Source organism: Myxococcus sp. AB036A (genome assembly GCF_006547355.1).
Lineage (GTDB): Bacteria > Myxococcota > Myxococcia > Myxococcales > Myxococcaceae > Myxococcus > Myxococcus virescens.
The window spans coordinates 34996-60304 of record NZ_VHLC01000017.1 but is presented as its reverse complement, the minus strand read 5'-3'; the positions used below and the strand labels follow the sequence as shown (position 1 = coordinate 60304).

General features: G+C 68.6%; 22 protein-coding genes. 10 read left to right on the top strand and 12 right to left on the bottom strand.

Going from position 1 to position 25309, the window contains the following annotated elements; all coding sequences use genetic code 11:
• Positions 1 to 14 precede the first annotated feature (14 nt).
• The 3 genes from FL344_RS09735 to FL344_RS09725 all read left to right on the top strand — a co-directional run bounded on the left by FL344_RS09735 (position 15) and on the right by FL344_RS09725 (position 1461).
• A complete protein-coding gene (locus FL344_RS09735; protein WP_141618311.1) occupies positions 15 to 587 on the top strand; it encodes a hypothetical protein in 573 nt (190 codons plus the stop codon).
• Complete coding sequence (locus tag FL344_RS09730; RefSeq protein ID WP_228564911.1) at positions 584 to 997, top strand: hypothetical protein; 414 nt, start codon at positions 584 to 586, stop codon at positions 995 to 997. Before FL344_RS09735 ends, FL344_RS09730 begins: the two co-directional genes overlap by 4 nt.
• Before the next feature lie 137 nt (positions 998 to 1134).
• Positions 1135 to 1461: a hypothetical protein gene (locus FL344_RS09725; protein WP_228564910.1), complete on the top strand. Its 327-nt coding sequence runs from the start codon at positions 1135 to 1137 to the stop codon at positions 1459 to 1461.
• 126 nt (positions 1462 to 1587) lie between these two features.
• Here the strand turns inward: FL344_RS09725 and FL344_RS09720 are convergent, their stop codons facing one another.
• Positions 1588 to 3105: a long-chain fatty acid--CoA ligase gene (locus FL344_RS09720; RefSeq protein WP_141618310.1), complete on the bottom strand. Its 1518-nt coding sequence runs from the start codon at positions 3103 to 3105 to the stop codon at positions 1588 to 1590.
• 110 nt (positions 3106 to 3215) lie between these two features.
• On the opposite strand from FL344_RS09720, the gene FL344_RS09715 reads away from it, so the two are divergent.
• A complete protein-coding gene (locus FL344_RS09715) occupies positions 3216 to 4649 on the top strand; it encodes a serine hydrolase (protein ID WP_228564909.1) in 1434 nt (477 codons plus the stop codon).
• A 109-nt stretch (positions 4650 to 4758) separates the two neighbouring features.
• Positions 4759 to 5364, top strand: a complete 606-nt coding sequence (locus FL344_RS09710; RefSeq protein WP_228564908.1) for a hypothetical protein — start codon at positions 4759 to 4761, stop codon at positions 5362 to 5364.
• 9 nt (positions 5365 to 5373) lie between these two features.
• On the opposite strand, the gene FL344_RS09705 is transcribed toward FL344_RS09710, so the two are convergent.
• Positions 5374 to 6411, bottom strand: coding sequence for a medium chain dehydrogenase/reductase family protein (locus FL344_RS09705; protein ID WP_141618308.1), 1038 nt, complete (start codon positions 6409 to 6411; stop codon positions 5374 to 5376).
• Between the two features lie 124 nt (positions 6412 to 6535).
• On the opposite strand from FL344_RS09705, the gene FL344_RS09700 reads away from it, so the two are divergent.
• The gene (locus FL344_RS09700) at positions 6536 to 7534 is read left to right on the top strand and encodes a lipase family protein (protein WP_194863057.1); all 999 of its coding nucleotides are present in this window, start codon (positions 6536 to 6538) and stop codon (positions 7532 to 7534) included.
• A 62-nt stretch (positions 7535 to 7596) separates the two neighbouring features.
• On the opposite strand, the gene FL344_RS09695 is transcribed toward FL344_RS09700, so the two are convergent.
• The 6 genes from FL344_RS09695 to FL344_RS09670 form a co-directional block, all read right to left on the bottom strand.
• On the bottom strand, positions 7597 to 8787 hold the full coding sequence (locus FL344_RS09695; RefSeq protein ID WP_141618306.1) for an alpha/beta fold hydrolase: 1191 nt from the start codon (positions 8785 to 8787) through the stop codon (positions 7597 to 7599).
• A gap of 2 nt (positions 8788 to 8789) precedes the next feature.
• A complete protein-coding gene (locus FL344_RS09690) occupies positions 8790 to 10451 on the bottom strand; it encodes a hypothetical protein (RefSeq protein WP_228564907.1) in 1662 nt (553 codons plus the stop codon).
• A gap of 209 nt (positions 10452 to 10660) precedes the next feature.
• A complete protein-coding gene (locus FL344_RS09685; RefSeq protein ID WP_140786679.1) occupies positions 10661 to 11350 on the bottom strand; it encodes a hypothetical protein in 690 nt (229 codons plus the stop codon).
• 36 nt (positions 11351 to 11386) lie between these two features.
• A complete protein-coding gene (locus FL344_RS09680; protein WP_141618304.1) occupies positions 11387 to 12964 on the bottom strand; it encodes a long-chain fatty acid--CoA ligase in 1578 nt (525 codons plus the stop codon).
• Positions 12965 to 12972: 8 nt separating this feature from the next.
• Positions 12973 to 13968, bottom strand: a complete 996-nt coding sequence (locus FL344_RS09675; RefSeq protein ID WP_141618303.1) for a 3-oxoacyl-ACP synthase III family protein — start codon at positions 13966 to 13968, stop codon at positions 12973 to 12975.
• Between the two features lie 9 nt (positions 13969 to 13977).
• A complete protein-coding gene (locus tag FL344_RS09670) occupies positions 13978 to 14715 on the bottom strand; it encodes a TetR/AcrR family transcriptional regulator (protein WP_141588430.1) in 738 nt (245 codons plus the stop codon).
• 999 nt (positions 14716 to 15714) lie between these two features.
• Here FL344_RS09670 and FL344_RS09665 point away from each other — a divergent pair.
• From FL344_RS09665 to FL344_RS09655, 3 genes are all read left to right on the top strand, one after another.
• A complete protein-coding gene (locus FL344_RS09665) occupies positions 15715 to 16191 on the top strand; it encodes an Lrp/AsnC family transcriptional regulator (protein WP_011550359.1) in 477 nt (158 codons plus the stop codon).
• Positions 16192 to 16194: 3 nt separating this feature from the next.
• Positions 16195 to 17415: a PLP-dependent aminotransferase family protein gene (locus tag FL344_RS09660; RefSeq protein WP_141618302.1), complete on the top strand. Its 1221-nt coding sequence runs from the start codon at positions 16195 to 16197 to the stop codon at positions 17413 to 17415.
• Positions 17416 to 17584: 169 nt separating this feature from the next.
• Positions 17585 to 18331 (top strand): SDR family oxidoreductase, encoded by a 747-nt coding sequence (locus tag FL344_RS09655; protein WP_011550357.1) that lies wholly within the window; start codon positions 17585 to 17587, stop codon positions 18329 to 18331.
• Positions 18332 to 18392: 61 nt separating this feature from the next.
• On the opposite strand, the gene FL344_RS09650 is transcribed toward FL344_RS09655, so the two are convergent.
• On the bottom strand, positions 18393 to 20789 hold the full coding sequence (locus FL344_RS09650; RefSeq protein WP_141618301.1) for a transglycosylase SLT domain-containing protein: 2397 nt from the start codon (positions 20787 to 20789) through the stop codon (positions 18393 to 18395).
• Between the two features lie 354 nt (positions 20790 to 21143).
• Here FL344_RS09650 and FL344_RS09645 point away from each other — a divergent pair, with 354 nt between their 5' ends.
• A complete protein-coding gene (locus tag FL344_RS09645; RefSeq protein ID WP_153881171.1) occupies positions 21144 to 21740 on the top strand; it encodes a hypothetical protein in 597 nt (198 codons plus the stop codon).
• An 81-nt stretch (positions 21741 to 21821) separates the two neighbouring features.
• On the opposite strand, the gene FL344_RS38450 is transcribed toward FL344_RS09645, so the two are convergent.
• From FL344_RS38450 to FL344_RS09635, 3 genes are all read right to left on the bottom strand, one after another.
• A complete protein-coding gene (locus FL344_RS38450; protein ID WP_194858206.1) occupies positions 21822 to 22088 on the bottom strand; it encodes a hypothetical protein in 267 nt (88 codons plus the stop codon).
• Positions 22089 to 23030: 942 nt separating this feature from the next.
• Entirely contained in the window at positions 23031 to 23447 is a 417-nt protein-coding gene (locus tag FL344_RS09640; protein WP_228557588.1) for a hypothetical protein, read from the bottom strand.
• 63 nt (positions 23448 to 23510) lie between these two features.
• Entirely contained in the window at positions 23511 to 24938 is a 1428-nt protein-coding gene (locus FL344_RS09635) for a S8 family serine peptidase (RefSeq protein ID WP_090490973.1), read from the bottom strand.
• Positions 24939 to 25309: the final 371 nt, after the last annotated feature.

The window sequence follows — 25309 nt, the reverse complement described above, 5'->3', positions numbered from 1 at the left end:
CTGGCACCCCATGGATGCCCCGTGAAGCCGAGCACTATGGCTTCGCGAACGCCACCAGCCGGCGTGTCTGGGTCCGGGGGCCATGGGAGGCCATTTCCCCTTCCGATGACATCGACGTGGTCATCGACCAGCTCTGCCCCGCCATCATGCGGCTACCGGGCGCGACGGACCGCGACCATGGCCAGGAGTACTGCGGGGCGCTCTATTCCCTGGGCGATGGCATCTACCACGCGAGCTTCCCGTCTCCACTGGGCACGAAACGCCCTGTGGGCCCCAGCAGGCGAAAGACCTGCTATGCCCCCATGAGCGTCCAGGACACACGCGGCCGAGCATCGGTCATCGCCGACTATCACAGCCACCCCTGGTCGCCGTCCCCCATGTCGGAAGAGGACCGCAGAGCGAACACTCAGCGGTACTTCATCCGAATCCAGTTCGACGCCCGGTGCATCATCCACAAGCTCGTTCCCCATGCGAATGAGGCCCGGCCTGGCGAACTGTACGTCCGGGAGGCCCGGCAATGGAGACTCGTTGGACGCATCCTTCCCGAAGACAAGGCCACCGGCCGCATCACCACGGTGACGGAATGAAGTTCAAGGTCCTCTCATTCTGCATGTTGCTGTCGGGATGTATCCCCCGCTCCGCGACGCTTCCACGCGCCGCACCGGAAGAAGCAGCGTGGTTCAAGTTCCCGGACGCGCTTCCTGCTGACGGCCGACACGAGATTCCTTCGGCAACGGCGGCCGCCATCCAGTTGGCGATGGATGATTTCCGTCCCAGGCACCTTCGCATCCCCGGCAACGCTTCCCCCGTGGAGGTCTGCCTGAACCAGCGACAGTCCTATGACGTGAGGACCGCCCCCATGCCAGGAGGCATCCTCCTCGTTCGCTTCTCCGTCAGCGCAGGTGCTTGCATGCAAGACGGCCCCGTCACCGACATGGGTGCCACCTATGCGGTGGACACTCGCGCGTGGCGCATCCTGGCGGTGCAGCAGCCATGACGCGCTCTGGGCCGCTTTCGCTCCTCATGCTCGGAGCCCTGTCGGTGGGCTGCGCCACAACCGCGCCGCTCCTTCCCCGAGCGACACCCGAAGAAGCGGCGGGTTTCACCTTCCCACTCGAACTCCCATCAGAAGGGATGCTTCACCTGGAAGGGAACACCGCCGCGGCCATCCAACTCGCCATGGATGACTTCAGGCCACGCGGTGCAGCCATCCCCCCGGGTGTTCGCCCCGACGAGGCATGCCTCTACCTGCCACAGTCCTACGACGTGACTTCTGCGCCGGGGCCGGAGGGCGTGGTCCTGGTTGAGTTCCAGCAGAACGACACCGTCTGCCCGCCATCACCGGCGCTCTCCGTGGAAGCCATCTCCGGCAAGCCGCTTCGAGACATCACCACCTACGCCGTGGACGTCCGGGCCATGCGCATCCTGGCGGTGGGCGTGCAGACTCGCTCCAGGCCCTGACGCGCCTCTTCCGTCGTCAGCCAGCTCGACAAAGATGGCCTGCCGCGTGACCGGCACCTCGGCGGCCCGGCACGAACGGATGCGCAGCCGCCAGGGACACGGGCCTGGGGAGGACTTGTGGGCAACTCAGGGCGCGCCGTGCGCGGCACCGAGCGCGCGCCGGTCGACCTTGCCGGCGGAGGTCCTCGGCAGGGCTTCCACGAAACGAATCGACTTCGGCGTCTTGTAGCGAGCGAGCCGTCCATCGCAGAAGCGCAGCAGGGCCTCCGCCGAAGGCGAGGTCCCCGGCCGTGCGACGACGAGCGCGCGCGGCGTCTCCCCCCACTTGGGGTCCGCCACGCCGATGACGGCGACCTCGGCCACATCGGGATGCCCCGCGAGGACACTCTCCACTTCCGACGGGTAGATGTTCTCACCGCCGGAGATGATGAGGTCCTTGCTGCGGCCCACGATGCGGAAGCATCCCTCCGCGTCCCGCGTGGCCAGGTCGCCGGTGTGCAGCCAGCCGTCCGCGAAGGTGCGGGCGGTGTCCTCCGGACGGCGCCAGTAGCCCGCGCACAGGTGAGGGCCTCGCAAGAGCAACTCGCCCACGTCGCCCGGCTGCGTCTCACCGTCGATGCGAGCCTCGACGTGGAACAGCGGCACGCCCACCGCCCCCGGCTTGCGGCGCACGTCTTCCGGCGGAAGCCAGAAGTTGTTGGGGCCCGCTTCGGTGAGGCCATACCCCGTCTTGAAGTCCACGCCCCGAGCGAAGAAGCGCTCGAAGACGGGGGCCGGGCAGGGCGCGCCGCCGCTGATGACCAGCTTGAGGCGTGACAGGTCCACGGCATCGAAGCGCGGGTGGCGCTGCATCTCGATGAACATGGTGGGCACGCCGAAGAAGAGACTCACCACGCCCCGCTGCACGAGGTCGAACACGCCCTCCACATCGAAGCCCCGGCACACCACCGATGCGCCGCCAACGTAGGCCAGCGGCGCGGTGAAGACGCTGAGTCCTCCGGCATGGAACAACGGCGCGTTGAGGATCGCCACGTCATCGGCGGTCAGGCCCCAGCCCATCACCGTGTTCACCGCGTTGGCGGTGATGGAGCGGTGCGTGAGCACCGCAGCCTTCGGCAGACCGGTGCTTCCACCCGTGTAGCAGAGCACCCATGGGGCATCCTCCTCCAGCTCCAGCGGAGGGAGGGCCACGTCCGTCTGCGTGTCGCGCTCGGAGAAGGCCCGCTCGCGCGGCCCTGGAGCCGCGAGACTGAGCCAGTGGCGCACGAAGGACGCGCCAGACCGCACGGCCTCCACCTGGGCTCGGAACTCCTGCCCGAAGACGAACACCACTGGCTCGGCATCCGCGAGTAGTGCTCCCAGCTCCGCGGCACTCAGCCGCCAGTTGAGAGACTGGAGGACGGCGCCCAGCTTCGCGCACGCGAAGAAGAGGTCGAGGAACTCGACGCAGTTGTAGGCGAGCACCGCCACACGGTCCCCTCGCCCCACGCCCAGCACATGGTGGAGGAAAGCGGCGGTACGCGAAGCCGAATCGTTCCATTCACGAAAGGAGATGCGTCGCTCGCCATGGTCGGCGTCGATGAGGGCGGTACGCTCAGGGGCCAGCGCGGCACGCCGTGCCAGCCAGTCATGGACGATGGGCATGGTATCCACGCTAGCTGAACCCGGCGGCATCGCGCCCGGCTCAGGAAAGGGAAGCGGGCAAGCAACCCGCCTCACCGTCACCGCCCCACCCGTTCGGAGGGCCACACGACATGCAGCCCCCATCCCACCCATGGCTGCTCGTCGCAATGCTCCTCCTGCTGTGTGCGGAAGCAGGTGCCGCATCCACGCGGCTCCCGCGCGCTGAACGCACACGCCGCGCCAAAGCCTCCGCCACGCTGGAGCAGTCACTCCTCGCGGCCGTGCGGGACGCGGGCTTTGACCAGGTGCTCGACTTCAAGCGCGACGGTGCGCGCATCGCCCACGCGCCCTACGTCGACGTCGCCGTCATCGAACTGGATGCCCGGAGCCGCCCCACGGCCGCCGCCAACGTGCTGCTGTCGCGCGACTACCCAACTGGCGCCATCGTCCCCATCGACGTCGAAACGCTGGGCACCACGGCAGTGCGTTACACAGCGTGGAATCTGGACCATCGGGACAGCGGCGCCCACGACGCCACACCCACGGAGCCCCTGGTCCCCGGACGAGACAAAGCGCCGCTCCATTTCATGGCGCCCTACCCCGCCTCGCTCTTCAAGCTGCTCATCGCCTTTCGCGTCCTCCGGTGGGTGGACCAGGGTCACCTCACGTGGGACCAGCCCTGGCGCTTCCTCCGAGACACCGAGGACAAGGGCACGCGCCCGATACGTGACTGGCTGGAGCCAATGGTGACCGAATCGGACAACACCGCCACCGAGGCCCTGGTGAAGCTGCTCCACGAACAAGGCGCGATGGCGGGCCTCAACGCGGAGCTGGCGGCGCTGGGCCTGGACACGCTGCAAGTCCATGGCACGTCCCCGGTGACAGGCCGGAGCTGGAACCCCGGCCAGATTCACATGACAGCGCTCGATACAGCGCGGCTGTTGCTGCTCATCGAAGGAGGCCCCGGTGTCCTCTGGCGCACCGCCTCAGGCCGCGAGGTGACGGCGAAGGAACTCTCTGGCGCGTCCAGGTCCCACCTCCAATCCCTGCTCGCCGACCAGGCCCTGCACGAAGCGCTGTCATCCACGCTGCTGTGCGGAGATGCCCGCGCGGAGCCAGGCATCCCCGCGGCCGTCCCTACTCGATGGGTGAACTCCGAGGACGGCACCGTAACGGCGGCGGAGACCGCCTTCGGCCGGGACACGCGCCCCTGCAACGCGACGGCGGAAGTCACATTCCTCCATAAGACAGGGCTGACGGAGAACTACGGCAGCGACGGCGGCATCGTCCGCTCCCTGCCCGGCAAGCCCTGGCGCCGATACATCGTCGTGTTCCTGTCCAACCTGGGCTACCGCTACTACGACGCGAAAGTGGCCGACGCGGCGGACTTCGCGAAGGGCGAAGACGGCTTCCCTTACGTCAGCACGTCCATCAGCTACACGCAGCGAATCCCTGCGCTGGGCCGCCGAATCGACGCGATGATGCGGGAGCGCCAGCGCGCACGCCCCCAGGGGCCTCCCGCGAAGGACTCCGCTCCCCCACAGGCGCCTCGGCCCGCTCGATAGAATGGGGCTTTCGGCCGTGCCGTCGCGTGCTTGAAAGTACGTACCGGGACACACACACAGCACGGCCTGAATGTGCGTCACCCCAGGCACACAGAAAGTCGTCACGAACATGCTCTCGCACCACAACACCCAGCTCGTTGCATTGAGCCCCGCGCCGTCGACCCTCGCCGAGGGCGCCACGCCACCGTGGCCGCCTCCACCGCTGCGCGTTCAGCCGAAGCCGCCCGCGCATTATCAAGGGACCACGAACACCATCATCATCGGCATCGGCCTTCCGTTACTGGGCGCCTACGCCCTCTACGAAAACGAGCGTGCCGTGGCCATGGTGGGCTTCATCGGCGGACTGGTGGCGTGGATCTTCGCCGCGCTCCGGTTCAGCCAGGAGAGCAAAGCCCGCCAGCACAACCAGGCCGAACACGTTGAGCACGTGCGCCGCGCCATCCTGACGTGGGCGCGCATCACGGATTCGGCCATCGTGGAGCAGGTGCGGGACAGCGACGGCCGCAGCACCCACTACCTGCTCGACCTCCACGTCACCCCGTGGCACCCGTCCCACCCAGCGCCGCGAAAGGTGCCCCTCCGGTTGAGAGTCCCGGTGGCGCACGGCCCCCATGTGGTGCCGGGCGCGTACCTCGGCGTGCTCTCCGACCCGGAGGCGGCATGGGTCGTCCCGCAGAGCCTCCTCACCCTGCAGGGCGCGCAGCTCCCCCTCTGAAGCACGCCCTCACGGCACCAACACCAGCTTCCCCACCGTGCCGCCGGACTCCAGTGCCCGGTGCGCATCCGCCACCGCGTCCAACGGAAACGACTTCACCGGTGGCGGCACCAGCTTCCCCTCCTCCAACCAGCCCAAGAGCCGCGCCATGGACTCCTCCAACACGGCGCGCTGCTCGAACAGGTACGACAGGTTGAACGCCAGCACGCTGGTGTTGTCGTTGGTGAGCGTCAGCGGATCGAACCGTGGCGTGCGCAGCCAGTCCCAGGCCAGCTTCGCGTAGTTCGGCCGCCCACCGGTGCGCGGCAGCATGGAGTGGAAGCCGTAGATGACGAGCTTCCCCGGCGACGCCAGGTGCTTGTAGCTGTCGCGCAGCGTGGACGGCCCATTCGCATCCAGCACCACGTCATACCCACGGGGCGCCGCCTTCTTGGCCGCGCTCCACAAGTCCTCCCGGCTCTTGTCGATGACGACCTCCGCCCCCTGCGCGCGAGCCGTCTCCACCTTGTGCGTCCCACCCACCACGCCCACCATCCGGCACCCGGCGATGCGGCCCAACTGGAGCAACGCCCCACCCACGCCTCCGGCCGCCGAGTGCACCAGCACGTTGGCCCCCGGTTGCGGGTGCGCCAGTTCGAACAGGGCGTAGTACGCGGTGAGGAACACCGTGGGGAACCCCGCGGCCTGCTCCATGCTCAGCCGCGCGGGCAATGTGAACACCTGGTGACGGGGCACCGTGACGTGGGTGGCGTAACCACCGAAGCGCGTCACGCCGAACACTCGCGCTCCGGGTGCCAGGTCTTCCACGCCCGGTCCCACGGCATCCACGTGGCCGGCGAACTCGAAGCCCGGGGTGATGGGCCACCCCACATACTCCTTCGCGGAGGCGTACAGCCCCATGCGGATGACGCAGTCCGCATAGTTCACCCCAATGGCTTCGGTGGCCACCCGGACCTCACCGATTCCAGGTGAATCCTGATTCACCTCTTCAAGGTGGAGCTGCTCATACCCACCTGCTTTCCGGATGACGACCTTGCGTGCGCGCATGGCCCGTTGCTTACCACGCGACGCAACGCGACAACGTCCGCGCACGTCCAGTCAGCGGAAGACGCGCGCGAGCGATGTCTCTAGACTGTGTATCGAATTCCCAAACAAACGAAGGAGTATGCCCATGCGACTGAGGCCTTCGCTGTATCTCGCGAGCACGCTGCTGCTTGGCATCACCACCGGCTGCGGCGAGGACATCGCGTCCCACGAAGAGACGATTGGCGAGGTGGAAGCCGCGGCGGTCTCCACCTCCGGCGCCACCACCCATTTCCGCAACTGGCTGTCGTCCAACGGCTACAACAGCTACGACTTCGTTCGCACGGACCTCACGGGCGGCAGCTACGGCGGCAAGGCCAGCGCCTCCGACACCGTGACGAAGCAGCCCGTCATCTTCATCCACGGCAACTCGGACAAGGCGGTGGGCTCGGTCTTCGGCCAGACAGGCTGGACCAACTCCCTCGAGTACTTCCACTCGCGGGGCTACAAGACGAGCGAGCTGTACGCGACGACGTGGGGCCCGGCCAACGCGCTCCAGTCGGCGAACCAGTACCACTCGAAGCAGAACGTGATGAAGGTGCGCAAGTTCATCGAGGCGGTGAAGGCGTACACCGGGGCCTCGAAGGTGGACATCATCGCCCACTCCATGGGCGTGACGCTGGCGCGCAAGGCCATCCTCGGCGGCACGGCCCACGACGCGGCGGACGGCGGCACATACAACGTGGGCGCGCCGCTCACGTCCTCGGTGGACACCTTCGTCGGCATCGCCGGCGCCAACCTGGGCCTGACGTCTTGTTACATGTCCGGCCCGACGACGCCCACCTGCGGCTCCACCAACGGCCTGTACCCGGGCTACCTCTTCTGGGGCAGCGTCACCGGCCGCTCGACGTACCTCAATGACTTGCGCTCGACGAGCGGTTACGAGGGCGCCTTCCGCTACACCATCTACTCCACGGCGGACGAAATCATCGGCTACGACGGCATCGTCTACGGTGAGTACACGTCGCGCATCCCCGGGCAGACGGGTGAGAAGCGCTACACCGGCTACCCCTACGGCCACTTCAACTCGAAGGACCTGACGGCCGAGGTTCAGTACGACATGGTGGTCAACCACACCATCCCGTAGTCATCCGCACCCGGCACCTCCACCCTCGCGAAAGGGTGGAGGTGGACCGGCGCAACACCCCACTACGGCTGGGGCAGCACGCCCGGCGTCGGCTCGCCTTCCTGGCCCGGCGTGGGCGGAGGCAGGCTCTCCGGCGTGAGCGGCTCGGACGCCGGCGCGGGCGGAGACTCCGGCCGCGGCGCCTCCTCCTTCGCGGGAGCGGAAGGCACCTCGATGCGCCCCGCCGCCGCGTCGCGGACGAACGCGAAGGCCGCCTCGTTGAAGCGCTCCGCACAGTCGAGCTGCACGGTGTGCCCACAGCCCTCCAGCGCCACCAGCTTCGCGCCGGGAATGTGGGACGCGCCGTACTCCATGATGCCGCGCGCCTCTCCGCCGTGGAGGAAGGGGCTGGGGATGAGCCGGTCATCCGTGCCGTAGATGATGACGGTGGGCACGGTGACGCGGTTCAGGTTGTCGCGCACGAAGTCGTTGTGGGACAGGCCTCGCACCGTGCGCACGTTGGCGTAGGCATAGGCATCGAACTCGGGCGACTTCGCCAGCCGCACGCGCTCCTCAATCAGCCACTCCAGCTCCGGCCGCCAGTGCATGAAGTTGGCCTGGCGCACGCTGCCCCAGATGCTGGCCTCCGGCGCGGACTTGATGAACTCGGAGCTCATCGCCCGCGCGAACCACTCCTTCTCCCGCCAACTGAACTTCTCGAAGCCGGCGGGCGACGCCAGCACCAGCCCGCTCAGCGACTCCGGGTAGCGGATGGCGAAGGAGAGCGACGTCTGCCCGCCCATGGAGTGACCGGCGAGCACGGGCTTGTCCAGGCCCAGGCCGTCCACCAGCTCCAGCACCGCGTCCGCCATGGCCTCCATGGTGTACGGGAAGGTGCCGGGCTTGTCGGACTTGCCGTAGCCGGGCAGGTCCACCGCGATGACGCGGTAGCCCTGCTGCTGGAAGGCGTCCAGCTGCGCCCGCCAGAACTTCAGGTACGAACCCAGGCCGTGGATGAAGACGACGGCCTTCGCGTCCGGGCCGCTGCCGGGCATGTCGACGTAGGCCATCTCTGGCACCACGGCCATGCCGTACTGATTCGCGGTGCGCGGAAGCGGAATCCGTTTCACCGGCCAGGGCTGCTTCGAGCCCTCGGAGGTGTAGTCCAAATCCTGGAAGGAGAGCGCGGGCTGGTGCGCGTACGAGCGCACGCAACCGGCGGAGGAGAGCCCCGCCGCGAGGAGCAGGGCCGTGAATGCGCGGGAGGTGCTCATGGTCAGAACGCGTACCAGGTGAAGGTGGTGAAGACGGAGAAGGGATTGGTCCGGATGGTGGGCGAGCCGTCGTAGAAGCTGCCCCGGAACAGGTAGCCCGCGTGCAGGCCGGCCGTCATGAGGTAGCGGATGTGGTAGCGCAGCTCCGCGTTGACCTCGGTGCCGATGTACCGGCCGCGCTCGACCTCGGGCGTCCACCGCACGGGCGTCGCGTCAGAGGTGGCGGTGCCCACGCCCAGCTTGAGGTTCAGCTTGTTGGGCACCATGTCCCACGCCGCGGTGGCGATGGCGGCGCGCATGCCGTAGCCCTGGTTGGAGATGTCCGTCACCGCGCCCGTGTAGTTGTTCACCGTGCTGGTGAACGGGAACAGGATGAGCATCTTGTGGTTGAACCACACCGCGCCCGGCAGGCCGTACTGGTTGAGCGTGAAGGCCCCCGTGTAACGGCTGTCGGAGAGGTCATCGTCGCCGGTGGTGTACATGCCCTCCAGCGTGAGCATGTCCGCGGGCCCGCGGCCCCACTGGTACATCAGCTCCAGGTTGGCGGAGAGGCCGGAGATGTTGAGCTCGGCCATGGCGGAGCGCTCCGGGTCGTCGCTGACGTACTTGCCGCCGTTGTACATGACGAAGCCGGACGCGCCGAACCGGCCCGTGCGGAAGTCGATGTTGTGGTTGAAGTTGGCGCCCGCCCAGAAGACGTTGCCCGTGGGCCGCGCGATGTCGAAGCGCGCCGTGCCCGTGAAGGTGTTGAGACCCGTGGAGGACGGACCGCTCTTCACCAGGCCCTCGAAGGCGTAGGCGTCCCCCTTCGTCTGGTCGTTGAGGAACCACAGCGACAGGCCCACGTTGGTGTTGGGCCGCACCGGGTAGACGTAGTCGCCGGTGATGAGCCAGATGTACTTCAGGCGCGGGTCGTTGCGCGTGCCCTTGTCCGCCTGCGCGGTGCCCAGCGGCATCAGGCTCAGCTTGGCCAGGCCCTTGTAGCCACTGAAGATGGAGATGCCCGTGGCGTCGCTGCCCAGGAAGCTCATCTTGTAGCCGGTGCGGGTGATGTCCGACAGCGGCGTGCGCGTGGGGTCGTAGACGTTGTCGTAGACGGGCTGCGTGCCCACCAGCAACGTCAACTCACGCGGCTTGCGCGTGGGATACAGCGCGACGTTGACGTTCTTCGTCTGGATGTTGACCTGGTCAGCGTTGAAGCCGCCGCCCTCGTTCTGCTGGAGCGCGTTGGCCGACCGGCCCCACATGTAGTCGATTTCGAACTGGGCCCGGAAGGAGGCCAGTCCGTCCACGAAGTGGGGGCTGTACTCCATGACGGGAATCCACCGCTGCTCGATGAAGTACGCGGACAGGCCGGGCTCGGCGCGCACCGCGCTTCCCGCGGGCATGCCAATGGGGCCCAGCGACACGCCGCGAAGGCCGGCCGGGTCGCCCACCTGGTTCTGCACCGACACGCGCGTGAAGAAGTAGTTGATGAGGCTGAACTGACTCGGCTTCGCGTCCTCGTCGCGGTTCGCCTCGTCGTTCCACTCACCGTAGTAAAGGCCGGGAACCGGCGTGCTCTGCGCCGCCGCCGGAAGCGACACACCCGCCAGCGCCAACGCCAGGGCTCCCGCGGACCGCCGCGCCGCCCTGCGTGCCTCGGACAACCACCACCGTGCCATAAACACCTCGGCCCCATGCGCGGGGGCGCTCCCAGCCTTCCGGCCGGACTGCGAACGTCTGCGTGCTCGACTTTTTCCGTGGCCCGCGGACTGCCCGCCTCGCGAGGCCGTGCTCCACCTCTGCCGCGCCCGCGCCACACGGCACCCGCCGGGCACGGGCCCCACGCGGAAGGGAGGAGGAGCACGCCTCCCTTCCAGCGGGACTCACGCTAGCCGCCGATGGTGTAGCGCTGCACCGCCTTGCCATCGAACGGCCGGCTCTCGCCCCCGATGACCTGGTTCACCGTGGCCGAGCCCACACCGCCCGCCGCGCAGTTGGCGCCCGTAGCGCCGCCCTCGAAGAAGAGCTCCAGGTCCAGCGTCCGCCGGTCCGCGGAGAACGCGCCGCGGCCCACCTGCCGGAAGCCCGGGTAGGTGAACGCGACGTCGAAGCACTCGCCGTCACCCTGCACGTTCTCGATGCTCACGACGGTCGAGGTGAAGGACAGCGCGTTCTGCGGGAGCTCGGGGTTGCAGGTGCCGGACATGCCCGCGTTCGGCGCGCCCTCGATGGTGCCCGGGATGCTGTCGACCCGGAAGTTGCCGCCCTGCACCGTCATGGTGACGCTCTGATAACACTGCGAGCTGGCACCGAAGTTGATGTCTTCACTGAAGCCGTTCGGATGGCTGGGAATGTTGGCCCCAGTCATCGTCAGCGTCTTGCCTTCCACGAACGCCAGGATGCCCTGCGGCGTGCTCAGGTTGGGCGTGTTGTCCACCGGGTCGCTCTCACCACAGCCCACCAGGGACAGCGCAGACGTCATCACCGCGGACAGCAGCAGCTTCTTCTTCATGGGTTGCTCCTCTTCCTCCGGCGGGCATCGCCGGGCTGACGCGACAGTCGACAGGCAGCGAGCCACCGTTGGCGTGGCCCGTCCTTCAAGGTGCGTTCACGCTCAATGACGCGAGCTGTCCCGGTCCGCGGCCACGGCCGCGTCGCGAAGCTCACGCTTGAGAATCTTTCCGGCCGCGGAGATGGGCAGGCGCTCCATCAACTCCACGCGCTTGGGCACCTTGAAGCGCGCCACGCGTCCCCGCAGGTGCTCCAACAGCGCCTCCGCCGAAACCTTCCCATCCGGCTTCAGCACCACGAAGGCGCGGCCAACCTCGCCCCACTTCTCGTCGGGCACGCCCACCACCGCGCACTGCGCCACCGCGGGGTGCTCGTACAGCGCGGACTCCAGCTCCAGCGGGTAGATGTTCTCTCCGCCGGAGATGAACATGTCCTTCTTGCGCCCAGCGATGGTGAAGAAGCCGTCCGCGTCCACGCGCGCCAGGTCGCCGGTGTGCAGCCACCCTTCCGCGTCAATCGCCTCGCGCGTGGCGGCCTCGTCCTCGAAGTAGCCGGAGCACATGGAGGGGCCCTTGAGGAGCAGCTCCCCCACCTCTCCCGTGGGGACCTCCCGGCCGTCGTCATCCACCAGCTTCGCGGCGATGAAGTAGTTGGGCCGGCCAATAGAGCCCGCCTTCGACACCGCGTACTCCGGTCCCATGCTGAAGAGGCCCGGGCCGAACTCCGTCATGCCGAAGCCCTGCTTGAAGGGCACCGGGTGCACCGCCTGCCACGCCTGGATGAGCGGCACCGGCAGCGCCGCGCCGCCGCTGGTCATGAAGCGCACGGAGGAGAAGTCCGTCGTCTTGAAGCGCGGCGACTCCAGGAGCTGCTGGTACTGCGTGGGCACCGCGAAGAAGAGCGTCACCTTCTCCCGGGGGATGAGGTCCAGCAGCGCCTCCGGCTCCCACCGGCGCATGAGGACGACGGTGCCGCCCACGGTGAGCAGCGGCAGCGTGTACACGAGCAATCCGCCCGTGTGGAACATGGGCGTGTGCGTCACCGTGACGTCGCCGGGCCGCACCTCGTGGACCAGCGTGTTGAGGGTGTTCCACGCCACCATGCGGTAGCTGACGCGCGCGCCCTTCGAGCGCCCCGTCGTTCCGCCGGTGAAGATGAGGCAGAGGATGTCCTCCTCGGACACCGCGTCCTGCGTCACCGGCGAGCCCGGCACGTGGGCCAGCGTCGCCGCGTAGGCATCCGCGCCCGGCAGGCCTTGCGACTCCAGGGACACCAGGCGGGGACCACCGCCCAGGCGCTCGCGGACGTCCGCGAGGGTGTCGCGGAAGTCGTCGCCGAAGAGGAGCACGCCCGGACGGATGGAGCGCACCAGGTCCGCCAGCTCGGCGGCGTGCAGGCGCCAGTTGAAGGGGACGAAGACGGCGCCAATCTTCGCGCAGGCGAACAGCGCGTCCAGGTACTCCACGCCGTTGTGGGCCACGATGCCCACCCGGTCGCCCTTCTGCACGCCAGCCACGTCACGCAGCCAGCCGCCCAGCGCGGTGGCGCGCATGTTCATCGCGCGGTAGGTGAAGCGGCCCGCGTCACCCCGGGACGGGTCCACCACCGCGACACTGTCGGGCCAGTAGAGGGCACCACGGCCCATCCAGTCACCGATGAACATGTGCGCGCCCTCCGTCATGGCGTGACTCAGGCCGTCCAGCGGTAGAGGGCGGAGGCCATGGCGAGCCCGCCGCCGCTGGCACACAGGGCCACCAGGTCGCCGCGCTTCACCTTGCCCTGCACCACCGCGTCATCCAGCGTCATCGGGATGCAGGCCGAACCGGTGTAGCCCCACTTGTCCATGGTGTAGTGGGCCTTCTCCATCGGCTGGCCCAGGATCTTCATGGTCGCTTCGATGGTGCGCAGGTTGAGCTGCGTGAAGACGAACTGCTTCACGTCGTCCAGCTTCAGGTTCTGCCGCTTGAGGAGCTGGTCCAGCAGCATGGGCCAGCGCTCGGTGTTGAACGTCGCCGGGAACTTGCGGACGAACTGCACCGCGGGCTTGCCGCCCGTGAGATCCAGCGACTCCGCGGTGGCCGGGCGGTTCGTACCGCCGGTGTAGACCCCCAGCGCGTCGTGGTACTCGCCGTTGGCCAGCAGCTTCGCGCCCATGAAGCCGGGCGTGTCACCCGCGCCCAGCACCACCGCGCCCGCGCCGTCCGCGAACAGGGTGGCGGTCTTCTTGTCCTTCCAGTTGATGTAGCGCGACATGCCGTAGGCGCCCACGACGAGGATGCGCTGGTAGCTGTCATCCGCGGCAATCGTCTTGGAGCCCACGTCCAGCGCCGTCACCCAGCCCGCGCACGCGCAGTTGAGGTCGTAGGTGCCGGCGTTCACCGCGCCCAGCTTCGCCTGCACCACGGAGGCCGTGGCGGGGCTGAGGTAGTCCGGGGTGTCGGTGGCGATGATGATGAGGTCCAGTTCCTCCGGCTTCGTGCCCGCGCGCTCCAGCGCCTGACGGGCGGCGCCCACACAGAGGTCGGAGGTGGCCTGGTCATCCGCCATCATGTGGCGTTCGCGAATGCCCACGTTCTGCTGGAGCCACTCATCCACCTTCTCACCGAGAATCTTCTCGACGTCAGCGTTGGTGAGGACCTTCTCGGGGACGTAGCGGCCAGTGGAGAGAATCTGGGCGTATCGCATGAGTGTTCGTCAGCTCCGGGCGCCGCGCGCCGGTCGGCGGGCGGGACGCAGGGTGTTCTTCTTCAGGGGCTTCGGTTTGGGCTTCGGCTTCGGCTTCGAAGCGGCGGAGGACTTCACGGTGTTGCGGCCCGTGGAGGCACGCGGGTCCAGGCCGTGGGAGATGAGCGTCATCGCGGTGTCGAGGACGCGCTCGAGCCCCGGGTCCTCCTCCCAGAGGACCCAGCGCATGCCGAGGAAATCACTGATGCCCATGAGGCAGTAGGCCAGCGCCTCCGGGTCCATGCGCCGCACCTGGCCCGCCTCCATGGCGCGGGTGAGCCCGCTCACGTAGCCGCGAGCGAAGCGGTCGTAGTAGCGGCGGTAGCACGCCTCATCCACGAACTCCGCCTGGCGCACCACGCGATAGAGATTGGGGTGCTGCCGCACGAACTGGAAGAAGGTGCGCAGGCCCTGGCGCTCCACGTCGACGCGGTCCTCGCAGCCGGCCACGGACTCGGCGATGAGCCGGCGCAGGCGCGTGCCCAGCTCATCCACCACTTCGACGAAGATGGACTGCTTGTCGGGGAAGTAGACGTAGAACGTCCCGAGCGCCACGCCACCCTTGCGCGTGATGTCCGCGATGGAGGCGCGCTCGTAGCCCTTCTCACCGAAGACCGACTCCGCGGCCTTCAACAGCTTCGCACGCGTCTTCTGGCCTCGCGGCGTGACGGGTCCGGAGCGGTCTGGAGAAGATGAAGCCCGATTCATGTTTCACCTAGCGGTAGCACCCGGCAGGGAGGGTGTCAAAGCACGGTCGATGGCTTCGCGCGTCAAACCGCACGTTCGACGCACGGCGTCAGCACTCGTGCGGCGCCGACGTGCGCGAAGCCTACTCTGAATGTTCAGTACACGTGGCCACGCGACGGGAGCCGTTGCGCGTCTGGACTTGCCGCGCGGGAGGCGGCGCGGGCACGACATGCCACATCATCCTCGGCCTGAGTGACGGCCGGTGACACGGAGTGCGCCAGCACGGATGCGCGGGAGGCGCATTCTGGACGTAGACGGGCAGACACACGGCGCTCATGCGTGGCCCCTCCGAAGCGACATGCAGCCCACCGCACCGCGCTCGGAGCTGGAAATCACAAACACATAGGACTGTCGGCAATGGCCTCGCGAGAGGTCGTGCGCCGCAAGGTCGTCTCCCAGCGCGCCACTGGCAGCCCCCACGCCTCTCACATAGGTGCCGGGCAGGTGCAGCCGAGCCGCCCCGAGCCGCGCACCGAGGTGGACGCGCACGCAACCCCACGCATGGGCCCGCCACTGCTCGCCATTGAGGCGGCGTCGATATTCTCTTCAAAGAGAGACGACAGACCGACAGGCTCTCCTGGATGCACGCGGCGAGTCCGCGGCCCATGTTCTGCCGCCCTGCCCCAAAGTGATCGGGCTCCCGGCCCGTGACGCGGACTTGCTGTCACGAGCACGGCGCGCGGCGCCGTGAACAGTCAGGCGCCAGCCCTCCGTTCATCCGGACACACTGCGCGGCGTCAACGAGCCCCGGGCAGGTGCCACCGCACCTGGCTCGCCCCAGTTTCCAGCCGCCGTCCGGCCGAGGCTCCGCCCGGCGGACAGACACACCTTTCCACTGTCAGCATCGACACAGTTCACGGTGCGGATGGACGTCGCGTTCGAGGTTGCACCCTTGGAGCATCAAATATAAATTATCTGCCGTCCCGCAAAAGTGCCTATAAATTCAAGGCAAACGCCCCCATGTTCCTGGACGAACTAGACCACCGCATCATCGACATGTTGCAGCGCGATGGCCGCGCCACGCAGCTGGAGCTGTCGCGTGCGGTGAAGCTGTCCCAGCCGGCGGTGGCGGAGCGGATCCGCAAATTGGAGGAGCGCGGCGTCATCACGGGCTACTCGGCCCGCGTGGACGCGGCGAAGCTCGGCAAGGACATCACGGCCTTCATCGGCGTGAGCATCGAGCACCCGAAGTACTTCGACGAGTTCTTGCAGAAGGTGCTGTTGCTGCCGGATGTCCTGGAGTGCCACCGCGTGGCGGGCCAGGACTCATACCTTCTCAAGGTGAAGACGGCGAACACCCGTTCGCTCGACTCCCTCCTGGTGGGAACGCTGCGCACCATCGCGGGAGTCACCCGCACGCAGACCACCATCGTCCTGACGTCCATGAAGGAGGACACGCATGTCCGCGTGCCTCCAGACACCCCAAAAGGAGCGTGACGTATGAGCGCCGACGCGATGAGCGCCCCCCTTCCCCCGCCGCCCGTATGGCGGTTGGCCCAACGGATGTCCCGCATCAAGACGTCCGCGGTGCGCGAAATCCTGAAGGTCGCCGAGCGGCCCGACATCCTCTCCTTCGCGGGAGGCCTGCCGGCCCCGGAGCTCTTCCCGCTGGAAGCCATCGCCGAGGCGCACGCCGAGGCCCTGGCCACCGAGGGCCGCGCCGCGCTCCAGTACAGCACCACCGAGGGCTTCGGCCCGCTGCGTGAGTGGATTTGCGGCCACCTCCAGAAGCGCGGCCGCCAGTCCAACGCGGACCAGGTGCTCATCACCAACGGCTCGCAGCAGGGCATCGACCTGGTGGCCAAGGTGATGCTGGACCCCGGTGACCTCATCATCGTGGAGAACCCCAGCTACCTGGCGGCGCTCCAGACGTTCGGCGCCTATGAGGCGCGCTTCGCCACGGTGGGCAGCGACGACCAGGGCATGCGCACCGACGACCTGGAGCGCCTGCTGGCCACGCACAAGCCCAAGCTGGTGTACGTGGTCGCCAACTTCCAGAACCCCAAGGGCACCACCCTGTCGCTGGAGCGGCGGCGCGAACTGGTCCGCCTGGCCCAGCAGTACCGCTTCCTCATCCTGGAGGACGACCCGTACGGCGAGCTGCGCTTCCGCGGCGAGCACGTGCCATCCCTGTCCGCCTTCGACGACGAGGGCGTCGTCGTGTCGCTGGGCACCTTCTCCAAGACGCTGGCCCCGGGCATGCGCCTGGGCTGGGTGGTGGGCCCGCGCGACTTCGTGCGCAGCCTGGCCATCGCCAAGCAGTCCACCGACCTGCACACTGCCACATTGGCTCAGCGCGCGGTGGTGAAGCTGCTCGCGCGCTTCGACTACGCGGCCCACCTGGAGTCGCTGCGCCCCGTCTACGGCGAGCGCGCCCAGGCCATGCTGGACGCCCTCCAGGCGCACATGCCCGCGGGCACCCGGTGGACGCACCCCGAAGGCGGCATGTTCCTGTGGGTGGAGCTGCCCGGCGGCCTGGACGCCCAGGCGCTGCTGCCCAAGGCGGTGGAGCAGAAGGTGGCCTTCGTGCCGGGCGCGCCCTTCTTCGCCAACAACCCGCGCCCGGAGTTCATGCGCCTCAACTACTCCAACCGCCCGCCGGATCTGATTGCCGAGGGCATGCGCCGCCTGGGCGCCGTGATTGCCGCCGAGCTGGGTTGAGTCGCTGACGGAGCACCTTTGCCGCGCCGCGTCGGAAACGACGCGGCGCTTTTTGTTTCAGCAGAGTTGAAGATTGATTCAGGTTTCAACTCGCTCACCGCTGGCCAGCGCGGTCGGGGTTTCGTACCCTGCGCGGCATTTCGTACCACCCCACCTGCCGGAGAGACACATGCAGCTCAAGGACCTGAAGATCATCGTCACGGGCGGCGCCCAGGGCATGGGCGCGCACTTCGCGCAGCGCCTGCACGAGGCGGGCGCCCAGGTGGCCGTGGGTGACGTGGCCGAGGAGCGCCTCGCCGCGCTGCCCGCCGGCATCCACCGCCGCAAGCTGGACGTGTCCTCCGAGGAGGACATCGTCTCCTTCGTGAACTGGGCACAGGGCGCCATGGGCGGCCTCAACGGCCTCATCAACAACGCGGGCATCCTCCGTGACGCGCTGCTGGTGAAGAAGGACCGGACCACCGGCGAGGTGAAGAAGCTGTCCACCGCCGACTGGAACGCCGTCATCGGCGTCAACCTCACGGGCGCCACGCTGATGGTGCGCGAGGTGGTGGCGAAGGTCGCCGAGTCCGGCCAAAAGGGCGGCGTGGTCGTCAACATGTCGTCCATTGCCCGCCACGGCAACCGCGGCCAGTCCAACTACGTGTCCGCGAAGGCGGCGCTGGCGGCCAACACCGTCACCTGGTCGCGCGAGTTCAGCCCCTTCGGCGTGCGCGTGGGCGCGGTGGCCCCGGGCATGATTGAGACGCCGATGACGCAGGGCATGAACCAGAAGGCCCGCGACGCGCTGGTCTCCAACATCCCCGTGGGCCGCATCGGCGTGCCCGAGGACATCTGGCTCGCCGTGAAGTTCATCCTGGAGTGCGACTACTTCAACGGCCGCACCATCGACGTGGACGGCGGCCTCAACTTCTGAGTCCCCTCCTCCAGGCGGCACGTCACCGTGCCGCCTGGAGGTTCCGCCGGGACGCCGCGCTTCACCGCCGGCTGGCGTCACTGAGGCGCAGGTCCCTCAGCAGCGCGGGCTCGTCCGCGTAGAGCAGCTTGTAGGCGCTGTAGCTGCCGAGCACCTTCTTCACGTACTCGCGCGTCTCCTCGAAGCCGATGTGCTCCACCCACTCGTCGAGCTCCGCTTCGGGCAGCGCATGCCGCCAGCGCTCCACCGCGCGCGGCCCGGCGTTGTAGGCCGCCACCGCGTAGGCCACGTTGCCTCCGAAGTGTTTGACCAGTTGTCCCAGGTACGCCGCGCCCAGGCGGATGTTGGTGTGAGGCTGGAGCAGCGCGGACTCACCCGGCATCGGCATGTCCAGTGCGTCCGCCACCTGTCGCGCCGTGGCCGGCATCAACTGCGCCAGGCCAAGCGCGCCCGTGGCCGAGCGCGCGCGGGCATTGAAGCGGCTCTCCTCGCGGATGAGACCCTGGAGCAGGTCGGGGTCCACGCGGTGGGCCCGCGCGTAACGGGCAATGGGCGAGCGGTACGCCAGCGGCCAGGTGGCCTCCCAGATGGGACGGGACGCGGCGCTCAGCGGACCGTGCACCTCCTGCTTCAGCGAGGTGCGCGCCACCTGCCGCGCGGCCCGATTGCGGCCGGTGCGCTTCAGCGTCTGATACAGCAGCCGCGCCGGGGCCTCGGGCAGCGCGCGCGCATCCACGGCGAGGAACTCCTCCACCGCGCCGGGCAGCCCCAGGCGCATCAGCTCCACGCCGGCGTTGAAGCGCGCGTCCTTCGCCAGCGCGCCGGGCGGCAGCGGCCAGATCTCCTCGGACTCGCCCACCTCCTCCACCGCTTCGTCCGCCGGGGCGTCATCGCGGCCGGAGCCGCCAGTGCCCTCCATGGCCTCGGGAGGCACGGGCTTGGGGTACAGCCGCGCCACGCGCTCCGGTGAGAGCAGCGCGAGCCGTGAGCGGGCCAGCATCCCGTACCAGGCCGCGGGGCGCTCGGCGGCGATGTGCGCGTACGCATCGAGCGCCGCCTGCGCCGAGGCGCCGGACTCCTGCATGCGCGCACGCCAGTACCGCGAGCGCCACAGCGCCTCGTCCGTGCGCGCCGCCTCGGGCAGGCTCTCCACCGCCTTCAATGCGGCCAGGGCCGCCGGGGCGTTGGCCTTGCGGGAGTGCAGCCAGAAGGCACGGAAGAGCGACTCCGACGCGAAGTTCCCCGCCGGATAGCGCCGCGCGGCCTCTTCGTAGCGCACCAGGGCCGTATCCACGTCGCCCGTGCGCTGGAGCAACCACGCCTCGAAGAAGAGCGCGTCATCCGCGTAGCCATGCTCCGGGTAGTCCCGGGCGAGCGTGGCGTAGGTGGTGACGGCCGCCTTCGGCTCCACCACCGACTGGGAGTAGCCCAGGATGTAGAGCGCCTGCGGCCGCTGCTCGGACGCGGTGCAGCCCGCCACCATGGGCTCCAGCACCTCGATGGCCCGTCGGTGCTTGCGCTCCTTGCGCAGCGCCCGGCCATAGGTGAGGTGCGCGCGGCAGGCCAGCTCGTCCGGCATCTCCAGGTGCGGCAGGACCTTGTCCAGCAGCGCCATGCCGGCATGGTTGCGGTGCAGCTCCACCAGCGCCTCCGCGCGGCGCACCCGCCACTTGAGGGGCAGCGGCAGCCCCTTCAGCCGCTTCTCGGCGCGGCGCGCCTCGTTCGACAGCGGGCTGGTGGCCCACACCTCCAGCAGCGCGCGGTGCTCGGCGTTGTACTGCCCTTGCGCGCGCGCCAGGTCGCAGATGGCCAGCAGCGCCTTCATCCGGAGCGCGTCCGGACCTCGCGACTGGCGGCTGTCGATGAGCTCTTGGAGCGCCGTCAGCGCGCCCGGGATGTTGCCGCGCCGCTGGAGCACCCGCGACAGGCTGAAGCGCGCCTCCGGATAGAGCGGCGAGCCCGGGCTCACGGCGCGGTAGAGCCCCGCAGCCGTGTCCAGCTTGCGCAGCCGCTCGTTGGCCTGGGCGGCCCGCAGCAGGCTGTGGTCGCGCAGCGCGCCGTAGCCGTCCGCCAGCGCGGCGAACTCCTCGGCCGCCACCGCGTGGTTGCGCGCCAGCAGCGCGCTCTGCGCCATGAGGAAGCGGACCTGCGGCGTGGCCTCCTCCTGGGCCAGCAGGCTCCGCGCCCGCGCGTAGCGCCCGCGCCGGAACTCCGCGTGGGCCTTCGCCAGGGTGCCTTCCGCGAAGTACGGCGCCAGTTGCTCCGGCCCGAAGGCCGCGGTGGACAGCTCACCGTCGGACGGCTGCGCCACGGGTGAGTCGAGCAGCGCTTCCAGCTGGTCCTCGGAAAGCACCTCGCCGGGCTCTTCCTCCAGGGGCGCCTGCGCCCAGGAAGGACCTGCTCCCAGCATGCCCGCGCACGCCAGGAACACCACGGCACCTGCTCGAAGTCCGTCCATGACTGCCCTCGTTTTGAATCCAGGGGCGGCAATGCATCGGCACTTGGAGTGCGATTGGGACGGGTACCTCACATGACTTTCCGCGCGCCCGTCATCCAGCGGATACAGCGCGCCCCGCGGTGCGACACCGGATGCTCGATACCCAACGGCGGCGCGCGCACGCACGTAAGACGTCCTGCGGACAGGTGGCGGTTTGCACCACCCGGGCCCGCGCGCGCTTCGGCAGCGGCGAATCCAGCCCTCAAAACACTAATGCAACACGGCTGCGCAACACAGTTACACATGAGATACGGCCAGACGTGCCGAAGCAGCCTGAACGCTTCGCGCCATTTCACCCATGTGCCGGGAACCGTGATGCATCCTCGACCTCTTCGACTGGCCCTCCTGGCCGCGACGGCGATTCTCTTCGCCGCATGCGGCGCTTCTGATTCCGACTCTGACGACATCGAGTGTGGAGGGTATGGACACCTCCATGGCGACCACTGCCACTGCGACGAGGGCTATGTCGCGGACGGCCTCACCTGTGTCGTCGCCGAGGAGCCCGTCGAGGAATGTGGTGGCCACGGGCACCTGCATGGTGACCACTGCCACTGCGACGAGGGCTACACGGAGCAGGACGGCACCTGCGTCGTCGCCGAGGAGCCCGTCGAGGAATGTGGTGGCCACGGACACCTGCATGGCGACCACTGCCACTGCGACGAGGGCTACACCGAGCAGGACGGCACGTGCGTCGTCGCCGAGGAGCCCACGCTCGACTGCGGCGAGCACGGCCATGCCCATGGCGACCACTGCCACTGTGACGCGGGTTACGTGGAGCAGAACGGCACGTGTGTCGCGGAGACGCCAGTGCTGGACTGCGGCGAGCACGGCCACGCGCACGGCGACCACTGCCACTGTGATGCGGGTTACGTGGAGCAGAACGACACGTGCGTCCCGGCTCCCGCGCCGTGAGGCGCCCCTGAGTTCGAGCTCATGAGGCAGTGACGGGCCCTCGTGCGGGATGACGCGGGCCCGTTTTCATGAAGGCGCGGCTCAGCCATCCAGGTCATTGAGAAGCTTGCCGATGGGCGTCGGCTGGCCGCTCATTCGCTGGAGGCAGTTCTGATTGTCCGAGCCCTGGTCGAACATGCGCAGGTTGCGGTTGTTGCCCGGCGCATGCCCGAGGAGTCCTGGCGCAGCGGCAACCCGTGCTCGGCGCGAATCATGTTGTCGCTGGGCGCCCAGCCCTTGGGCGGGGGTCGGGCGCGGAGCGTTGGGCCCGGCCGAGGTTTCCGTTTTCTGCGGCTTGCTGGTGTCCACCCTTGGGGGCGCGCTGTTGGAGCGGGAGGTAGGCGACTCTCCGACACCAGAGCATCTCCCGCACCTACCGCAGCGCGCCAGGGCCCGCTGCGAGACGACGTGATTTCAGTGGGTTACGCCTGTCTCTGAGGCATGGTGGGACAGGCGGACCGGTGACTGGCGTCCCCCGTCACCACCACTGCCGCGTCTGGCGGCGGATCCGCTCCACGCGGTTCCGGACGCTGCGGTGGCCCGAGGCCAGGCACCCACACCGCCTGCCGGCCACACACCGCGCCGCGACGCTGGCATGGGGGCTGGCCTTCGGAGCGCTGGAGGCGGCGGGCGGGCGGGACACTCGGGGGGAGCGCCTGCGTCGGCAGCAGCGGCACGAGCTTCCTGGATTCCAGGCCGTCATCGCGCCACCTCCAGGTGAGAAGGGCAGCACGCACCTCGTGAGGGCTTCATCGCCAGTTGCATGGATGGACTCCGGGGCTCGCGTCCAACAACCGCGAAAGGCAACCTTCGTGCCTTTCAACGGACAGACGCAGGTCCCTGGTTTTCCTGGCGGTACCGAAACGAGCTGACTGTGCGCGTGTGCAATGGACGTCACACCGCGTGACGCGGGTGGCAGAGCGACACGGCGACAATGGGAGACAATCACTGCTCACGGCGTCGTCGCGCGCACAGCCTCACACGCGATGCGCTTCACCCCGTCCGCCAGCCGACGTCATCCTTCGACTCGCGGACGACTGGCAGGATGACGGGCTAATCACGAGATTCCAAGCTATTCAGGAAGAAGCGGCGGAGCCGTCGGTTCTCAGTAGCGGAAACGAAGGCTCGGCCACATCTTCCGGAAAGGCGGGAACATGCGCCTTTCCAGGTGGCAGCAGGGCCACCCGGGCAGCCCTCTTCAGACAGGGAGGGAGTCCCAGACCAGGGGTGCGAGGCGAGGGGCACCCACCGCTAGATGAGGTCGAGGGGCATCATCGTGCCCGCTTCGAACTCCGGGGCACGGCGCAGCTGGTCCAGCACCCGCGGCGCGCAGCGCAGGTGGAGCATGGGCATGGAGCCCGGCTCGCTCACCGAGCGCACCGCGCCCAGGAGATGGTGTGCCTCCAGCCAGCGCATGAGGCTCTGGTGGAACTGCGCGCTTTCGGCCAGACCGGCCTGGTGCACTTCCGCGCGAGAGCGGACGGGCGGCCGTGGAGACGTGCGTCTACGCGACGCCGCCGCCGGCTCCTCGCGGGGCATCACCGTCACGTCAATCCAGTCGGGCTGCGTCTCCGCACCCGCGGCGCCCGGCAATGGGCGCACGCGCGCGGACAGACCCGGGACGCCGCCGACCCGGACGTCCCCCCACTCGCCATTTTTCCTGCTCATGGCCCTCATCCTCTCCCGGGTCCGGCGCTCCCATGGCGCCGACCCCGGCTTCAACCACCACCGTCACCTGAATACGGCCAGGCCCTTGCCTGTCTTGTGCGTTCCCGACCGAGGGAGCTTCACCGCATTCGACAGGATCAAATCCCTCACCTCGAGCGCCGTCAAGTCAGGGGCACGGCAACGGTACAGCGCCGCGATACCCGCTACATAAGGCGCTGCCATGCTCGTGCCACTCATTCGCTCGTAGAACGCCTGGTTGTTACAACGACGCTCCGTGCTGGAATAGACATTCACCCCATACCCCATGATGTCCGGCACGACGCGCCTACCCACGGTGCCACTCGCGGAGAATGTGGCCACGTTACGCTCGAAGTCGACCGCGCCGACAGCCAGTGATTCTGGAAAGGCGGCTGGATAACCAACCGTGTCGGGTCCACTGTTACCTGCCGCCACAACCGGCAGGACATTGCTGTCGAGCAGGCGACGAATCATCGTCTGCAGCGCGCGCAGGTTGAGGTTGTAGTCCGCCTCCGAGATGCCGGGCGGCGGCATCAGCGGGAAGCCGAGCGACAGGTTGACCACCGCGGGCCGCGTCGAGTTCTCCGGGCGGCTGAACTGGTGCAGCAGCCACTCCATACCCGCGGCCACGCGGCCCAGGCTGGTGCGGATGGTCTCCGATTCGATGACGGACGCGACGTAGAGGTCCACCTCCGGGGCGACGCCGTGGTGCACACCCGCGGCAATGCCGCACACGTGCGTACCGTGGCCGTCCGGGTCGAAGCCGCGGATGTCACGCGCCGGGTTGTGCGGCGAGTTGGGGAACAGCGACACGTAGCGGAACTGGATGACGCGCGCCGCGTGCTCGGGGTGGTCCGCGTCCACACCGGTGTCGAGGATGCCCAGCATGACGCCAGCGCCGCGAATGCCCTGGGCGTGGGCCAGGGGAACGCCGGACTCGTCGGGCCACTCGCGCTCGGCCAGCGAGGACATGCCCCGGTTGCGCGGTCCGGGTTGTCCCGCCGACACCGGGCCGGGGAAGGACAACGGGACGACATCGGGGATGAACTCGAAGTCGCGCTCCAGCGCGCCGCGGGCTTCCTTCTCCGTATGGTCTTCGTAGAAGTGCGCCATGGTGGCACCGATGAGCGGCATGTAGCGGTAGCTGCCGGGCTCCGCGCCGGTCTGCTCGGCCACCGTCGCGCCCGGCATGGGCGGCGTGGAGGAGTCCGCGCCGCGCGTGCCCGTGCGCGCCGACTTCGCGCCCTTGCCCTTCCGACGGCGCTCTTCCTGTCCACTGACGGGCGGACGCGCGCCGGGCAGCGTGGCCGACCGCAGTCCGAGCGCGAACAACGCGTCGGGCGCCTTGTTCGCCACCGCGAAGCGCAGCGCCGTCGTGCGCGACAGCACGCGCTCGCCCTGCTCCGTGCCGCGAGGCCCCACGCGCGCCTGCGTCTCGATGGACTCCTTTGGAACCAACAGGTAGGACTTCATGAGTTGTGTGCTCCTTGAACCACCGTGCTACGCCGGACGCATGAGGCGAGGTCATCCGGCATCAGGTCAGCACCCGTCGCGTGCGGAGCCTCGCGCGTGCGACAGGGGCAATGGGGCCGCGCCCGTGGCCGCGCGCCTCCGACAGGGGTGGCCCACCAGCGCGACCTCCGCGCCGCGTGCCTGTGGCGACGTCCCTCCGGGACCTCCGGCCCGGCGGGTGGAAGGGGTTGCCCGGGCGAAGGGTGGCGCGGCCAGGAGCACGCGCACGTCCGCAGCGCGTGCCTTCGCGCGCCCGGCCCGACGTGACAGTCTGCTCGCGGCGTCATGCCTGTCCCCCTTCCTCCTGAGAGGCCCTGCGTTCCTGTTCGATT

What these genes read in the sequence shown, in the direction of transcription:
- FL344_RS09655 (WP_011550357.1), top strand. Translation starts at nt 17,585, where the DNA reads ATGCAGCTCAAGGACCTGAAGATCATCGTCACGGGCGGCGCCCAGGGC.
- FL344_RS09705 (WP_141618308.1), bottom strand. Translation starts at nt 6,411, where the DNA reads ATGCGCGCACGCAAGGTCGTCATCCGGAAAGCAGGTGGGTATGAGCAG.
- FL344_RS09675 (WP_141618303.1), bottom strand. Translation starts at nt 13,968, where the DNA reads ATGCGATACGCCCAGATTCTCTCCACTGGCCGCTACGTCCCCGAGAAG.
- FL344_RS09715 (WP_228564909.1), top strand. Translation starts at nt 3,216, where the DNA reads ATGCAGCCCCCATCCCACCCATGGCTGCTCGTCGCAATGCTCCTCCTG.
- FL344_RS09730 (WP_228564911.1), top strand. Translation starts at nt 584, where the DNA reads ATGAAGTTCAAGGTCCTCTCATTCTGCATGTTGCTGTCGGGATGTATC.
- FL344_RS09640 (WP_228557588.1), bottom strand. Translation starts at nt 23,447, where the DNA reads ATGAGCAGGAAAAATGGCGAGTGGGGGGACGTCCGGGTCGGCGGCGTC.
- FL344_RS09725 (WP_228564910.1), top strand. Translation starts at nt 1,135, where the DNA reads ATGCTTCACCTGGAAGGGAACACCGCCGCGGCCATCCAACTCGCCATG.
- FL344_RS09670 (WP_141588430.1), bottom strand. Translation starts at nt 14,715, where the DNA reads ATGAATCGGGCTTCATCTTCTCCAGACCGCTCCGGACCCGTCACGCCG.
- FL344_RS09665 (WP_011550359.1), top strand. Translation starts at nt 15,715, where the DNA reads ATGTTCCTGGACGAACTAGACCACCGCATCATCGACATGTTGCAGCGC.
- FL344_RS09710 (WP_228564908.1), top strand. Translation starts at nt 4,759, where the DNA reads ATGCTCTCGCACCACAACACCCAGCTCGTTGCATTGAGCCCCGCGCCG.
- FL344_RS09735 (WP_141618311.1), top strand. Translation starts at nt 15, where the DNA reads ATGCCCCGTGAAGCCGAGCACTATGGCTTCGCGAACGCCACCAGCCGG.
- FL344_RS09700 (WP_194863057.1), top strand. Translation starts at nt 6,536, where the DNA reads ATGCGACTGAGGCCTTCGCTGTATCTCGCGAGCACGCTGCTGCTTGGC.
- FL344_RS09690 (WP_228564907.1), bottom strand. Translation starts at nt 10,451, where the DNA reads ATGGCACGGTGGTGGTTGTCCGAGGCACGCAGGGCGGCGCGGCGGTCC.
- FL344_RS09720 (WP_141618310.1), bottom strand. Translation starts at nt 3,105, where the DNA reads ATGCCCATCGTCCATGACTGGCTGGCACGGCGTGCCGCGCTGGCCCCT.
- FL344_RS09635 (WP_090490973.1), bottom strand. Translation starts at nt 24,938, where the DNA reads ATGAAGTCCTACCTGTTGGTTCCAAAGGAGTCCATCGAGACGCAGGCG.
- FL344_RS09695 (WP_141618306.1), bottom strand. Translation starts at nt 8,787, where the DNA reads ATGAGCACCTCCCGCGCATTCACGGCCCTGCTCCTCGCGGCGGGGCTC.
- FL344_RS09680 (WP_141618304.1), bottom strand. Translation starts at nt 12,964, where the DNA reads ATGACGGAGGGCGCGCACATGTTCATCGGTGACTGGATGGGCCGTGGT.
- FL344_RS09645 (WP_153881171.1), top strand. Translation starts at nt 21,144, where the DNA reads ATGCATCCTCGACCTCTTCGACTGGCCCTCCTGGCCGCGACGGCGATT.
- FL344_RS09660 (WP_141618302.1), top strand. Translation starts at nt 16,195, where the DNA reads ATGAGCGCCGACGCGATGAGCGCCCCCCTTCCCCCGCCGCCCGTATGG.
- FL344_RS09650 (WP_141618301.1), bottom strand. Translation starts at nt 20,789, where the DNA reads ATGGACGGACTTCGAGCAGGTGCCGTGGTGTTCCTGGCGTGCGCGGGC.